Annotated in this window: 1 protein-coding gene; it reads right to left on the reverse strand. The window is 69.0% G+C overall.

Annotation, left to right across the window (positions count from 1 at the left end; translation table 11 throughout):
- Positions 1–15817, reverse strand: a 15817-nt coding sequence (locus ACGF3J_RS38460) for an amino acid adenylation domain-containing protein (RefSeq protein ID WP_393856097.1), incomplete at its 3' end; no start/stop codon positions are given.
- Between the last annotated feature and the right edge of the window lie 4 nt (positions 15818–15821).

The raw sequence follows: 15821 nt of genomic DNA on the forward strand, positions 1-15821 counted from the left end.
CCCGCTGACACACCACCACACCCTTCGGCACCCCCAACGACCCCGACGTATACATCACATACGCCGCCACACCCCCCAACCCACCCACACCCAAATCACCCTCATCCAACCCCACACCAGCCCCCACCCCCACCACCCGCACACCACACTCACCCGCCACCCGACCAAACACCCCACCACCCGAACCCACATCCGCCACCGCAACACGCACACCACAATCCCCCAACACCACACCCACACGCGCCGCCGGCCACCCAGGATCCACCGGCACATACGCCCCACCCGCCTTCCACACAGCAAGCAAAGCAACCACCAAATCAACCGACCGCTCCAACGACACCGCCACCACACACTCCGCACCCACCCCCTCACCCACCAACACCCGCGCCAACCGATTCGCACGAGCATTCAACTCCCCATACGACACACCCACCCCACCCTGCTCCACCGCAACCGCACCCGGATCCCGCACCACCCGCCGCTCGAACAGGTCCGATACGGTCTGGGGCTCCGCAGTGGTGTTCCACCCGCCGAGGATCTGTCGCCGTTCGGCGTCAGTGAGGATGTCGACCTGCCGTACGCGTGCCTGAGGCTTGGCGACTACGCTGGTCAGGACACGTGCGAACCGCTGTCCGATGGTGTCCGCGGTCGTCCGGTCGAACATGTCGGCCGCGACCGTCAACGAACAGCTCAGGCCGGCCGGGCGGTCGTCGTCGTCATGCGATTCGGTCACAGTGACGCTGAGATCGAACTTGGCCGGCTTGCCCTCGGGCAGCTGAGCCTCCGTCCGGATGCCGGGCAGCTCGAGTGCCGCCTCGGTTGCCTTCTCGACGGTGAGCATGACCTGGAAGAGGGGGTGCCGGGCGCGTACCCGGGTCGGGGCGAGCACTTCGACCAGCCGCTCGAACGGTACGTCCTGGTGGTCGAGAGCGGCCAGGTCGTGTTCGCGCACGCGGGCCAGTACGTCGGTGAAGCTCGGGTTGCCCGTCAGGTCGGTCCGCAGGACCAAGGTGTTGACGAAGAAGCCGACCAGTCCGTCCAGTGCCTGGTCAGTTCGTCCGGCCACCGCGGTGCCGATCGGGATGTCCTCGCCCGCCCCCAGCCTGGACAGCAGTACCGCCAACGCCGACTGCACCACCATGAACGACGTGACACCCTGCTCGCGTGCCAGCGCCGTCAACTCCTCCTGCACGGTGGCCGGGAGGTGGAACGTGATCGCGTGCCCCCGGTGGGTGGGCACCGTCGGACGTGGGCGGTCCGCCGGCAGCCGCAGCTCCTCCGGGGCACCCTGCAGTGCCTCACGCCAGTAGGCGATCTGAGTTGCCTGCAGGCTTTCCGGATCGTCCTTGTCGCCGAGCAGTTCGCGCTGCCACAAGGTGTAGTCCGCGTACTGCACCGGCAGCGGCAGCCACTCCGGCTCCTGGCCCTGGCGCCGCGCCGCGTAGGAGGCCGACAGGTCCCGGGCCAGCAGGTCCGTCGACCAGCCGTCTCCTGCGACATGGTGGATCACCACGACCAGCCGGTGGACATCCGTCCCGCTGCGGATCAGCAGCGCACGCAGGGGGATCTCGGCCGCGAGGTCGAACCCCTGACCGATCTCCGCGGCCACCAGGGCGGCGGCCTCTCCTTGGCTCGCGACCTCGGCGGTCCGCAGGATGCGTCCCACCCTGTCCACGTCCAGCACCTGCTGGTACGGCTCGTCATCGTGAGCGGGGAACACCGTGCGCAGCACCTCGTGCCGAGCGATGACATCGCCCAGCGCTGCCTCCAGTACCTCGGTGTCGAGTTGCCCACTCAGACGCAGTATCACCGGCATGTTGTAGGTGGGGCTGGGCCCTTCCATCTGCGCCAGGAACCACAACCTCCGCTGGGCGAACGACAACGGCACCCGGCCCGGCCGCTCCCACCGCGCCAAACCCACCCGCGCCGCATCCGCACCCGCGATCCGCGCAGCCAACCCCGCCGGCGTCGACGCCTCGAACAACGCCCGCACACCCACCTCAACCCCGAACACCACCCTCAACCGCGACACCAACCGCATCGCCAGCAACGAATGCCCACCGAGCTCGAAGAAGTTGTCCTCCACCCCAACGTGTTCGACGCCCAGCACCTCCGCGAACACCTGACACACCAACTCTTCAGGCACCGTGGCAGGACCCCGCCCACCGGCAGACGAGTACGCCGGCACCGGCAGCGCCGCCCGGTCCAGCTTCCCGTTCACCGACAACGGAAGCTCATCCAGCACCACCACCGCCGACGGCACCATGTACTCCGGCAACCGGGCAGCAGCAAACCTCCGCAGGTCACCGTCCACCAGGCCGTCGCCCTCGGGCACGACGTAGGCGACCAGGCGCTTGTCACCCGGCACATCCTCACGGGCGACCACCGCAGCCTGCACCACCCCCGGATACGCCGCCAGCACAGCCTCGACCTCACCCGGCTCAATCCGGAAACCACGGATCTTCACCTGGCCATCGGCCCGTCCCATGTGCATCAGCCGCCCATCAGCAGTCCACCGGCCCAGATCACCGGTCCGATACATCCGCTCACCCGGCACGCCGTACGGGCATGCCACGAAACGCTCGGCCGTCAGGCCCTCCCGGCCCGCGTATCCCCGTGCCAGTTGGCCGCCGGCCACGTACAGCTCGCCCGTGACGCCTGGCGGGAGCAGCTTCAGATGCCGGTCCAGGGCGAAGACACGCAGACCCGGAATCGCCCGACCGACCGCACTTCCCCGCGACGCGCCAGCGCCGACACCCGCACCCGCACCCGCACCCGCGGGCGGATTCACGACCTCAACCGTGACGTGCACCGTCGTCTCGGTGATTCCGTACATGTTCACCAGGGTCGGTTCGTCGGGCCGGTGACGCGTCCACCAGCCGTCCAGCCGCTCCACGTCCAGCGCCTCGCCGCCGAAGACGACCCACCGCAACGAGGACCAGTCCTCGGTCGCGGGCCCGGATTCCTCGGCGCGCATCAACTCGTAGAAGGCCGATGGAGTCTGGCACAGGACCGTCACCTGCTCCTCGGCCAACAGCCGTAGGAACGCGTCGGAGGTCCGCGACACGTGGTGCGGCACCACCACGAGCCGGCCTCCGTGCAGCAAGGCCCCCCAGATCTCCCACACCGAGAAGTCGAACGCGAAGGAGTGGAACCACGACCACACGTCGTCGGCGCCGAAGCCGAACCGCCGGCGCAGCGCGCCGAACAACGTCGCGACGTTGCGGTGCGTCACCAGCACACCCTTCGGTGCGCCTGTCGACCCGGACGTGTAGATCACGTACGCCGGGTGCTCTCCGGTCGTCCCCGTATCCGGCCGGTCCGCCGCGCGCAGATCCGCGGACGACTCCGTCGCGAGAGCGGCCGTCACATCGAGGTCATCCAGCACCAAGGCCGGGACCACCGGACCGGCGGGCAGCACATCCACGAGCGCGCCGGTGGTCAGCACGCACACCGGCTCCGCGTCCTCCAGTACGTACGCGATCCGGTCCCGGGGGTAGGCGGGATCGACCGGCAGGTAGGCTCCACCGGCCTTGAGTACGGCCAGCAAGGCCACGACCAGTTCCGCGGACCGGTCCATCAGCACCGCCACCACGGACTCCGGCCTCACCCCGCGCCGTGTCAGGATCCGTGCCAGCCTGTTCGCCTGCTCGTCGAGTTCTCCGTAGGTCATGCTCTGGTCACCGGAGACCAAGGCCACGGCGTCCGGCGTCCGTGCCGCCTGTTCCTCGAAGAGTCCGGGCAGCGTCACCTTCGCGGCGACCGGCATGCCATCATCCGGCTCGCGCTCCCGCTGGCACTCCGGGAGGAGCAGGCTGCGCTCGTCCTCGGACAGGACATCGATCTCGTGGAGCCGTACGTCCGGGTCGGCGGCCACCTTCGTCAGCAGGCGGTGCAGCCGGTGCCCGAGTGCCGTGACGCTCTTGGCGTCGAACAGATCGGCCGCCCCGACGACCGAGCACCGCAGGCCCGTCGGTCGACCGTCCTCGAAGACCTCCGCCAGCGTCACGTCGAGATCGAACTTCGCCGGGAGCGGTCCGCCGGTGTATGCCTCGGCCCGCACGCCAGGCAGGTCGAGGGTCGCGGGGGCGTTGTTCTGGAAGGTGAGCATGACTTGGAACAGCGGATGGCGTGCCATGGAGCGCGGCGGTGCCATGAGTTCGACCAGCCGCTCGAACGGCAGATCCTGGTTCTCCAGCGCTTGCAGGTCGCGTTCGCGTACCCGGTCCAGGACCTCGCCGAAGGTCGGGTCCCCCGACACATCCGTACGCAGCACCAGGGTGTTGACGAAGAATCCGACCAGGCCGTCCAGGGCCTGGTCGGTGCGCCCGGCGACCGCGGTGCCGATCGGGATGTCCTCCCCGGCGCCCAGCCGCGACAGCAACACCGCCAGACCGGCCTGGACGACCATGAAGAGCGTGACACCTCGTCGGCGGGCCAGGGAGGCGAGCTCGGCATGTGCCTCCGCCGGGATGTCCAGTCGCATCGTGTGGCCCCGGTACGAGGCCTCCGTCGGCCGCGGCCGGTCCGTCGGCAGGTTCAGCTCCTGGGGTGCCCCGGCCAGTGCCTGCCGCCAGTGGCCGACCTGGGAGGCGAGGAGGCTGTCCGGATCGTCCTCCTCTCCCAGCAGGTCCCTTTGCCAGAGGGTGTAGTCCGCGTACTGGACAGGCAACGGTTCCCACCCGGGTGCACGGCCCTCGCACCGCGCCGCGTACGCCATCGAGATGTCCCGTGCCAACGGCCCCATGGACCAGCCGTCTCCCGCGATGTGGTGGAACACCACGACCAGCACCGAGGAAGCCGGACCGGTGTTGACCAGCAGGGCTCGTACCGGGATCTGGACCGAGAGGTCGAAGCCGTGGCCGATCTCGGCCGCCACCAGTTCCGCGGCCCGCTCCTCGTCGGCGGCTTGGACGACCCGAAGGACGTTCCCGACCTCGGCGAGGTCCAGCACCCGCTGGTACGGCTCGTGATCGTGCGCGGGGAAGACCGTACGCAGTACCTCGTGGCGCGCCAGCACATCCCCGAGCGCCGACCTCAGCACGTCTACGTGGATCTGCCCGGACAGTCGCAGTGCTGTCGGCATGTTGTAAGTGGGGCTGGGCCCTTCCATCTGCGCCAGGAACCACAACCGCCTCTGGGCGAACGACAACGGCACTCGCTCAGGCCGCACCCACGGTGTCAGACTCACCCGCGCCGCACCCGCACCCGCGATCCGCGCCGCCAGCCCCGCCGGCGTCGACGCCTCGAACAACACCCGCACACCCACCTCAACCCCGAACACCACCCTCAACCGCGACACCAACCGCATCGCCAACAACGAATGCCCACCCAACTCGAAGAAGTCCTGCTCAACCCCCACCCACTCCAGACCCAACACCTCACCGAACGCCTGACACATCAGCTCTTCGGCCACCGTGGCAGGACCCCGACCGCCGGCGGACGTGTAGGCCGGCGCGGGGAGTGCCGCCCGGTCCAGCTTCCCGTTCACCGACAACGGAAGCTCATCCAGCACTACCACCGCCGACGGCACCATGTACTCCGGCAACCGGGCAGCAGCAAACCTCCGCAGGTCACCGTCCGCCGGGCCGTCGCCCTCGGGCACGACGTAGGCGACCAGGCGCTTGTCACCCGGCACATCCTCACGGGCGACCACCGCAGCCTGCACCACCCCCGGATACGCCGCCAGCACAGCCTCGACCTCACCCGGCTCAATCCGGAAACCACGGATCTTCACCTGGTCATCGGCCCGTCCCATGAACACCAGCACACCGTCCGTACGCCACCGCACCAGGTCGCCGGTCCGGTACATCCGCTCACCGGCGCCGCCGTACGGGCATGCCACGAAACGCTCTCCGGTCAGCCCCGGACGATGGTGGTATCCGCGGGCCAGCGGCAGCCCCGCGACGTACAGTTCACCGGCGACACCGGGCGGGACCGGCCGCAGGTAGCGGTCCAGCACGTACAGGCGGGTGTTGGCGACGGGACCGCCGATCGGCGGGAGGGTCCCTTCCTCCCTGGAGCAGCGGTGCCAGGTCACCGCGATGCACGTCTCGGCCGGACCGTAGCCCTGGACGAGGTCGATGTGCGGGAACAGAGCGAAGGCCCGGTCTCGCAGGGCTCCGGGTACCGCCTCACCGCCGCTGGCCAGCTGCCGCAGGGTGGAGAGGCCGGACACGGTCGGCTCCTCCAGGACGCCGACCAGGGCCGAGGCGATCAGGTGTAGCACCGTCACGTCGTGCCGGCGTACCAGTTCCACCAGGTGAGCGGGGTCGGCCGTACTCCCGGTGGGCGCGATGACCAAGCTCGCGCCGATCACCAGGGGACAGAACGTCTGCCACACCGAGGGGTCGAAGCCCATGGGTGCGGTGAGCATCAGGCGGTCCGTCCGGTCCCATCCGAACTCCGCGACACGGGCGAGCACGTGATTGACCACCGCCGCGTGGGTGACCGTGACTCCCTTCGGGGTGCCGGTGGAACCGGAGGTGTACATCACGTACATCGGGTGGGCGGGGAGGAGCAGGGGGCGCTGACCGCCGCCCGCAGCGGCCTCGGTGCCCTCGGCCGGGTCAGGACCGTCGCCGACACGGTCCCCGATGCCGTGTCCGTCGACCGTGATCATCGGCAGGCCCAGTCCGGCGGCCCCTTCCTCCCGCCACGAAGGGCGGGCGATCACGCACACCGGACGCGCGTCGGCGAGCATGAAGGCGACGCGCTGTTCCGGGTACGCCAGGTCAACGGGGAGGTATGCGCCGCCGGCCTTCAGCACCGCCAGCAGGGCCACGACCAGGTCGATCGAGCGGTCCATCGCGACCGCCACCACCGACTCCGGGCCGACACCGCGTTCCACCAGCACCCGGGCCAGTCGTGACGCCCGGGCGTCGAGGCGGGCGTAGCTGATCTCCTCGTCCCCGCAGATCACCGCCGGTGCGTCGGGGGTACGCGACACCTGTCGCTCGAACAGGTCGACCACCGTGACGTCGGGCAGCGTCCTCGTGGTGTCGTTCCACTGTTCCAGCACCCGCGAACGGTCCCGGGGTGCCAACACCTCCAGCGCGGGCAGCGGCGTCGACGGCGCCTCCTCCAACCCGTCGATCAAGCTTTCGATGGCGGTGTGGAGCGACGCGCACACCAGCTCCGGATCGCCCGGTGTCGCCGTCCCGGCCGTCAGCACGAAGCCGGTCCCGGAGTCATCTACCGAGACCACCAATGGGTAGTTCGTCCGGTCCTCGGTCGACAGGACCGTCATGCCGGCCATCCCGCCGGCGTGGGTGTCGTCCCCGGGGACACGGTTTCCGTGACGGTAGTTGAACAGCGTGGTGAACAGCGGCACCGAGGCCGGTACACCGCCGGCCTTCTGTGCCAGGGCGAGGGGGGCGTGTTCGTGCACCAGCAGGCCGGCCAGCTGTTCCTGCATTGCCCGCACCGCGCTGAGAGCGTCCAGATCCGCTACGTCCATCCGTACTGGCAGCGTGTTCATGAACGGGCCGGGAATCCGCTCGGCACCCGCCCCCGCGTTCATGCGGCCCAGCAGCACGGTCCCGAACACCACGTCCGTCCGGCCGGCCAGGCTCGCCAGTACCCGCGCCCACGCCACGTGGAACAACGTCGCCGGACTCACCCCCAGCGCACGCGCCCCCTCCCGTACCCGCCGCGCCAGCAGGTCGTCCACCGCCATCCGCACCCGCTGCACATCGGAACCGTCGCCATGGGCATCGGCCAGGCCGAACGGCAGTGTCGGTTCCGTGACGTCACCCAGCAGCTGGGCGAAGTACTCCTCATGCTCCGCGCGGGACACGCCCAGCCGCGCCTGGGCCACGAAGTCCCGGAAGGGCATCGGCACCGGCAACTCGTCCCCGCGCCCGTCCAGCAGCGCGGCGACCTCGCTCAGCACCACCTCCAGAGCCGTGTGATCGCGCAAGAGATGGTGGACCTGCACCAGTGCCACCCAGCGCCCCGTCGCCGGGTCGGCCGCCACAACCACCCGAAGCAACGGCGCCCGCCGCACGTCCATCCACCGTCCGGCGACCTCCAGCAGCTCGGCCGCCGCGTCACCGTTCCCGGGCAGGACGACCTCTCTGACGGGGACGACGGCACGCCGCCAGACCACCTGCACCGGCTCGGGCAGCCCTTCCCAGATCACCCCGGTGCGATAGATGTCGTGCCGGTCCACCACCTGCTGCAACGCGGCCAGGAACCCGTCCAGCCGCGCACGGTTGTCGAAGCCCAGAGCGAGAGAGAGGAGATAGGGGTCCGCGTCGCCCGAGTCGGCGAGCAGGTGGTGAAAGAAGATGCCCTCCTGCAACGGCGCCAGCGGATACACGTCCGCTACGTTCGCTGCGCCGCCCTCAACCGACGCGCAGACCAGGTCGATCTGCGCCGCCGTCAGCTCCACCAGCGGCAGCATCTCCGGCGTGATGACCTGCGCACCTTCCCCGGGAATCCCGTTCGGCGGAACGTCCACCGCACCGCCGCCACCGGTGCTCGCGGCCGCGGCCAGGCCGGCCGGCGTCGGTGCCATCAGGAGGGCCCGCACGGACACGCCGAACCCGCGCTCACGCAGCCGGGACGCCAAGGTGACCGCCAGCAGGGAGTGCCCGCCCAGCTCGAAGAAGTTGTCCTCCACCCCCACCCGCTCCACACCCAACACATCCGCGAACACCTGACACACCAGCTCTTCAACAACCGTGGCAGGACCCCGCCCACCCGCAGACGAGAACTCGGGAACCGGCAACGCCGCCCGGTCCACCTTCCCGTTCACCGTCAACGGCACCGCGTCGAGCACCACGACCACCGACGGCACCATGTACTCCGGCAGCCGCTCGGCCGCGAACCCGCGCAGGTCACCGCTCCCGACCGCCCGAGCGTCGGCAACGACGTAGGCCACCAGACGCCGGTCGCCAGGAGCGTCCTCACGGACCAGCACCACCGCCCGCTCCACCGCGGGATGCGCCACCAGTACGGTCTCGACCTCGCCCGGCTCGATGCGGTAACCACGCAGCTTCACCTGGTCATCCGCACGCCCCACGAACACCAACTGCCCGTCCGACGTCCACCGGACCAAATCCCCCGTCCGATACATCCGCTCACCCGGCCCGCCATACGGACACGCCACGAAACGTTCCCCGGTCAGCCCCGGACGCTGGTGATACCCGCGGGCCAACTGCACCCCCGCCACATACAACTCACCCACCACACCCGGCGCCACCGGCTCCAGGAACCGGTCCAGCACAAACGTCCTCGTCGTCGCGAACGACCGACCAATCGGAACCGAACCCACACCCACACCCTGATCGGAACCAACCACATAGTGCGCCGAACCAACCGTCCCCTCCGTCGGCCCATAGTGATTCACCACCACCACAGCCGGATGCGCCTCACGCAACCCCTGCACCGCACCCCAACCGAGAGCCTCCCCACCCACCATCAACTCGCCCGTCGGAACACACTCCCCCGGCAACGCCTCCAGCAACGGCAAATGACTTGGCGTCACCTTCAAGAAGCCCAGACGACGCCCACCCAGCACCCCCGGCAAACCCTCATCCAGCCCCGACACAAACACACACCCACCCGACACCAACGCCGCATACAACCCCGTCACACCCAGATCAAACGACACCGACCCATGCAGCAGACTGCTCTCCCGCACCCCCGGATACGCCCCCACACACCACGCCACATAGTTGGCCAACGCCCCATGCGACACCACCACACCCTTCGGCCGCCCCGTCGACCCCGACGTATAGATCACATACGCCGCATGCCCCACCCCCACCCGCACCGGCTCCACCAGCTCACTGGCCGTCGCCGCCTCGTCCACCAGCACCGCCACACCCTCCGGCAACCCACCCGCCAACTCCGCACTCGTCAGCACGCACACCGGGCCCGCATCCTCCAGCAACCACGCCACCCGGTCCGCCGGAGACTCCGGATCAACCGGCAAATACGCACCCCCCGCCTTCCACACCGCCAACAACGCCACCACCACATCAACCGACCGCTCCAACAACACCCCCACCACCGACTCAGGCCCCACCCCACGCCCCCTCAACACACCAGCCAACCGAGACGCCCGCTCATCCAACTCCCCATACGACAACGACTCCCCCACACCCACCACCGCCGGCGCATCCGGAGTCCGCGCAACCTGCTCCCCGAACAACTCCGGCACCACACCCGCCGCCTCCACCACACCCGACTCATTCCACCCAACCAACACCCGCCCCCGCTCACCCTCCGACAACACCTCAAGCCCATGCAGCCCCGTGCCCGGCGCGCTCTCCAAAGCCTCGACAAGACTCCCGACCGCCGTGTGCATCAACCCGCACACCAACTCGGGATCAGCAGGCTGAAGTGCATCGGCTGTCAGCCGGAACCCGGTCCCCGTGTCATCCACTGCCAAGGCCAGCGGATAGTTGGTGACACCTCTCCCGTAAACCATCGTCACGCCGTCGATGCCGTTCAGATCGCCGTCGCCGGGATGCTCACCCGACAGCTGGGTGTGGCGATAGTTCAGCAGGGAGGTGAACAGCGGAGCGGAGGCTGGGACACCGCTGGCCTTCTGCGCCAGGGCCAGCGGGGCGTGCTCGTGCACCAGCAGGTCGGCCAGCTGGTCCTGCATCGCCCGCACAGCACCGATGACATCCTTATCAACGTGCATCCGCACCGGCAGAGTGTTCATGAACGGTCCCGGGATCCGGTCCGCGCCCCGCCCGGCGTTCATCCGGCCCAGCAGCACAGTCCCGAACACGACGTCCGTCCGGCCGGTCAGACTCGCCAGCACTCGTGCCCACGCCACATGGAACAACGTCGCCGGAGAGACACCCAGCCCATGGGCCCGCTCCCGCACCCTGTGGGCCAATAGGTCATCCACTGCCAGTCGCGCCCGCTGCACACCGGAACCATCACCACGAGCATCGGCCAATCCGAACGGCAGCGTCGGCTCCGTCACCTCACCCAACAGCTCCGCGAAGTAAGCCTCGTGCTCCGCGCGAGGCACCCCCAACCGAGCCTGAGCCACGAACTCACGGAAGGGCAGTGGCTCCGGGAGGCGGTCACCGTCCCCAGCCATGAACGCCGCCACCTCGCCCAGCACCACCTCCAACGCAGCGTGGTCCTGCAACAAGTGATGCGCCTGCACCAACGCCACCCACCGGCCCGGCTTCCCCGGCTCGGCCGCAACGTGCACCCGCACCAACGGCGCCCGCCGCAGGTCCATCCACTCTCCCGCCACCGACAGCAGCGCGGCGGCCGGGTCCCCACCACCCTCCTGCAACGTCACCTCGGTCACCGGAACCACCGCACGGCGTGCGACTACCTGCACCGGTTCAGGCAGTCCCTCCCACACCAGCCCGGTCCGATAGATGTCGTGCCGGTCCACCACCCGCTGCAACGCAGCCAAGAACCCATCCAGCCGCTCACGGCTGTCAAAGCCCAGCACCATCGGCACGAGGTATACGTCCGCCTCACCCGGGCCGGCCAGCAGATGATGGAAGAAGATGCCCTCCTGCAACGGCGCCAGCGGATACACGTCGGCGACGTTCGCCGCCCCACCTTCGACCGACTCACAGACCAAGTCGATCTGCGCGGCTGTCAGCTCCACCAGCGGCAGCATCTCCGGCGTAATCACATCCACACCCTGCTCCGGGACGCCATTCGGAGGTGCCTCCACCACACCCTCGCCACCAGCACCGGCCGCAGCCAAGCCTGCCGGGGTCGGCGCCACCAGCAACGCCCGCACCGACACCCCGAACCCACGCTCACGCAACCGCTGCACCAACGACACCGCCAGCAACGAATGCCCACCCAGCTCGAAGAAGTTGTCCTCCACCCCCACGCGGTCGACGCCCAGGACATCCGCGAACACCTGGCACACCAGCTCTTCGGCCACCGTGGCAGGGCTCCGCCCACCCGCAGACGAATACTCCGGCGCGGGCAGGGCCGCCCGCTCCAGCTTCCCGTTCACCGACAAGGGCAGCTCATCGAGCACCACGACGGCAGAGGGCACCATGTACTCCGGCAGCCGCTCAGCCACGAAGCTCCGCAGATCACCGTTCAGCGGACCGTCGCCCTCGGGCACCACGTAGGCGACCAGGCGCTTGTCACCCGGCACATCCTCACGCGCGACCACCACCACCTGCCCCACCCCCGGATGCGCCGCCAGAACCGCCTCCACCTCGGCCGGCTCCACCCGGAACCCACGCACCTTCACCTGGTCATCCGCACGCCCCACGAACATCAACTGTCCGTCCGTGGTCCACCGCGCCAGGTCACCCGTCCGGTACATCCGCTCACCCGAAGCGCCGAACGGGCACGCCACAAAGCGTTCCCCCGTCAGCCCCGGCCGCTGGTGATACCCACGCGCCAACTGCAACCCCGCCACATACAACTCCCCCGCCACCCCCGGCGGCACCGGCTCCAGGAACCGGTCCAGCACAAACAACCGCGCATTCGCCACCGGCCCACCCACCGACGGCACACCCACCCCACCCTCCGGCACCTGCCCGGCAGTCACCATCACCGTCGACTCCGTCGGCCCATACGTGTTCACCAACACCCGGCCACCATCCGCCCACACCCGAGCCACCTCAGCCGACAACAGCTCACCACCCACCAGCACCCGCTCCACACCGGGCACCCCCGCGGGGTCGACCACGCTCAGGAGGGAGGGCACCACACTCGCCACCTTCACCCCCTCCCGCACCACCAGGTCAGCCAGCAGCCCCACATCCGCCCGCTCCGCCTCCGACGCCACCACCAGACGGCCACCCGACGCCAACGTCACCGCAACATCCAGCACCGAACCGTCAAACCCGAACGACGCAAACTGCAACACACCCACCCCAGGACCAGCACCCAACACCGGACCCAAAGCCACCACCAAACCCACCACCGCACCCTGAGACACCACCACACCCTTCGGCACCCCCGACGACCCCGACGTAAACATCACATACGCCGCACCACCCGGCCCAGCACCCACAGGACCCGCCACCACCGGCGCAGACTCCACGCCCGGATCATCCACACACACCACCGGCACACCCACACCACCCGGCAACCCACCAGCCAGAGCACCGACGGTCACCACACACACCGGCCCCGCCTCCGCCAGCACCACACCCACCCGCTCCACCGGATACGACGGATCAACAAACACATACGCACCCCCCGCCTTCCACACCCCCAACAACGCCACCACCACATCAACCGACCGCTCCAACACCACACCCACCACCGACTCCACCCCCACACCCAAGCCCGCCAACACACCCGCCAACCGACCAGAACGCTCATCCAACTCCCCGTAAGTCAGCCGCTCCTCACCACACACCACCGCCACCGCACCCGCATCCCGCACCACCCACTCACCGAACAACTCCACCCACGACACCTCAGAGACCGGAGACACCAAACCGCTGTTCCAGCCATCCACCACCTGCCCCCGCACCACCGACGGCAGCACACCCACACCACTCAACGCCGCCCCCGGCGCATCCTCCAACGCCCCCACCAGCTCCCCCACCGCCACCTGCACCAACTCACACACCAACCCGGCATCCCCTGGAGCCACCGCATCAACCACCACAGCAAACCCAGACCCGAGATCATCCACCGCAACCGCCAGCGGATAATTCGTCCGCTCCTGCGCGAACAACAACTCAACACCCGTAGCACCACCACGCGCCGAGCGCCCGTCGTGCCGATAGTTGAACAACGACGTGAACAACGGGGCCGAAGCCGGGACACCACTCACGCTCTGCGCCAGCGCGAGCGGAGCATGCTCATGCACCAGCAGGCCGGCCAACTGCCCCTGCATCGCCCGCACCGCGCCCACCACATCCAGGCCCGCCACGTCCACCCGCACCGGAAGCGTGTTGATGAACGGCCCAGGAATCCGTTCGGCGCCCACCCCCGCATTCATCCGACCCAGCAACACTGTTCCGAACACCACATCCGATCGCCCCGCCAGACTCGCCAGCACTCGCGCATACGCGACGTGGAACAACGTCGCCGGACTCACTCCCAGCCCACGCGCACTCTCCCGGACACGCCCCGCCAGCTCGTCATCGACCACCAGCCGCGCCGACCGCACCCCCGTACCGTCACCACGAGCATCAGCCAGACCGAACGGCAGCGTCGGCTCCGTCACATCACCCAGCAGCTCAGCGAAGAACTCCTCATGCTCCGCACGCGGAACCCCCAACCGCGCCTGCGCCACAAAGTCACGGAACGGCAACGGCACCGGCAACTCATCCCCGCGCCCCTCCATCAACGCCGCGACCTCACCAAGCACCACCTCCAGCGCAGTGTGGTCCTGCAACAGGTGATGCACCTGCACCAGCCCCAGCCACCGCCCCGAACCATCGGGATCGGCAGCCGCGTACACACGCAGCAACGGTGCGCGCCGCACATCCATCCACTGTTCTGCCTGGGCCAACAGCTCCGCGGCCGCATCAGCGCCTTCCGGCAACGTCAGCTCGGTCACCGGAAGCTGGGCCCGGCGCAAGACCACCTGCACCGGCTCCGGCAACCCCTCCCACACCACTCCCGTGCGGCAGATGTCATGCCGGTCCACCACCTGTTGCAACGCCGCCAGGAACCCGTCCAGCCGTTCGCGAGCGTCGAAGGCCAGCGCCATCTGCATCAGATACGCGTCCGCCTCACCCGGCCCGGCGAGGAGATGATGGAAGAAGATGCCCTCCTGCAACGGCGCCAGCGGATACACATCCGCCACGTTCGCCGCCCCGCCCTCGACCGACTCGCACACCGACTCCACCTGCGCGGCCGTCAGCTCGACGAGCGGCAGCATCTCCGGCGTGATCACCTCCACACCCTGCTCCGGGATGCCGTTCGCAGGCACCTCGACCGCACCGCCACCGCTGCTCGACGCCGCCAGCGCCGCCGGTGTCGGCGCCTCGAACAGCACACGCACCGACACCCCGAGGCCCCGCTCGCCCAGCCGCTGCACCAGCGAGCCCGCCAACAGCGAATGCCCGCCCAGTTCGAAGAAGTTGTCCTCCACCCCCACCCGCTCGACACCGAGCACTTCCGCGAAGGCCTGGCAGACAAGCTCCTCGGCCACCGACCCCGGGCCCCGCCCACCGGCGGACGAATGCTCCGGTGCCGGCAACGCGGCCCGGTCCAGCTTCCCGTTCACCGTCAACGGCAGCTCGTCCAGGACCAGCACCGCCGACGGCACCATGTACTCCGGCAACCGTCGGCTCGCGTGTGCACGCAACACCCCTGGCAGTGCGGCGGCTTCGGCCTCGTCGGCTTCCCTGTCGGGTACGACGTAGGCGACGAGCCGCACGTCCCCCGGCACATCCTCCCGCGGAACCACCACCACCTGACCCACCCCCACATGAGACCCCACCACCGCCTCCACCTCACCCGGCTCAACCCGCACCCCCCGCACCTTCACCTGACCATCCACACGCCCCACAAAAGCCAACTCCCCACCCCCAACCCACCGCACCAAATCCCCCGTCCGATACATCCGCTCACCCACCCCACCAAACGGACACGCCACAAACCGCTCCCCCGTCAACCCAGCCCGCCCCACATACCCACGCGCCAACCCCACCCCCGCGATATACAACTCCCCCACCACACCCGGCGCCACCGGCCGCAACCACCCATCCAACACAAACACCCGCGTATTCCAAATAGGACCACCAATCAACGGCACCACCCCACCCGAACCCGAACCCTGACCAGAACCCCCACCAGAACCCGACCCCGGCCACACCCACGCCGTCGAATCCACCGACGTCTCCGTCGGACCATACAAATTATGCAACTCCGCACCACACAACCCC

The organism is Streptomyces sp. NPDC048171 (assembly GCF_043202655.1).
GTDB lineage: Bacteria > Actinomycetota > Actinomycetes > Streptomycetales > Streptomycetaceae > Streptomyces.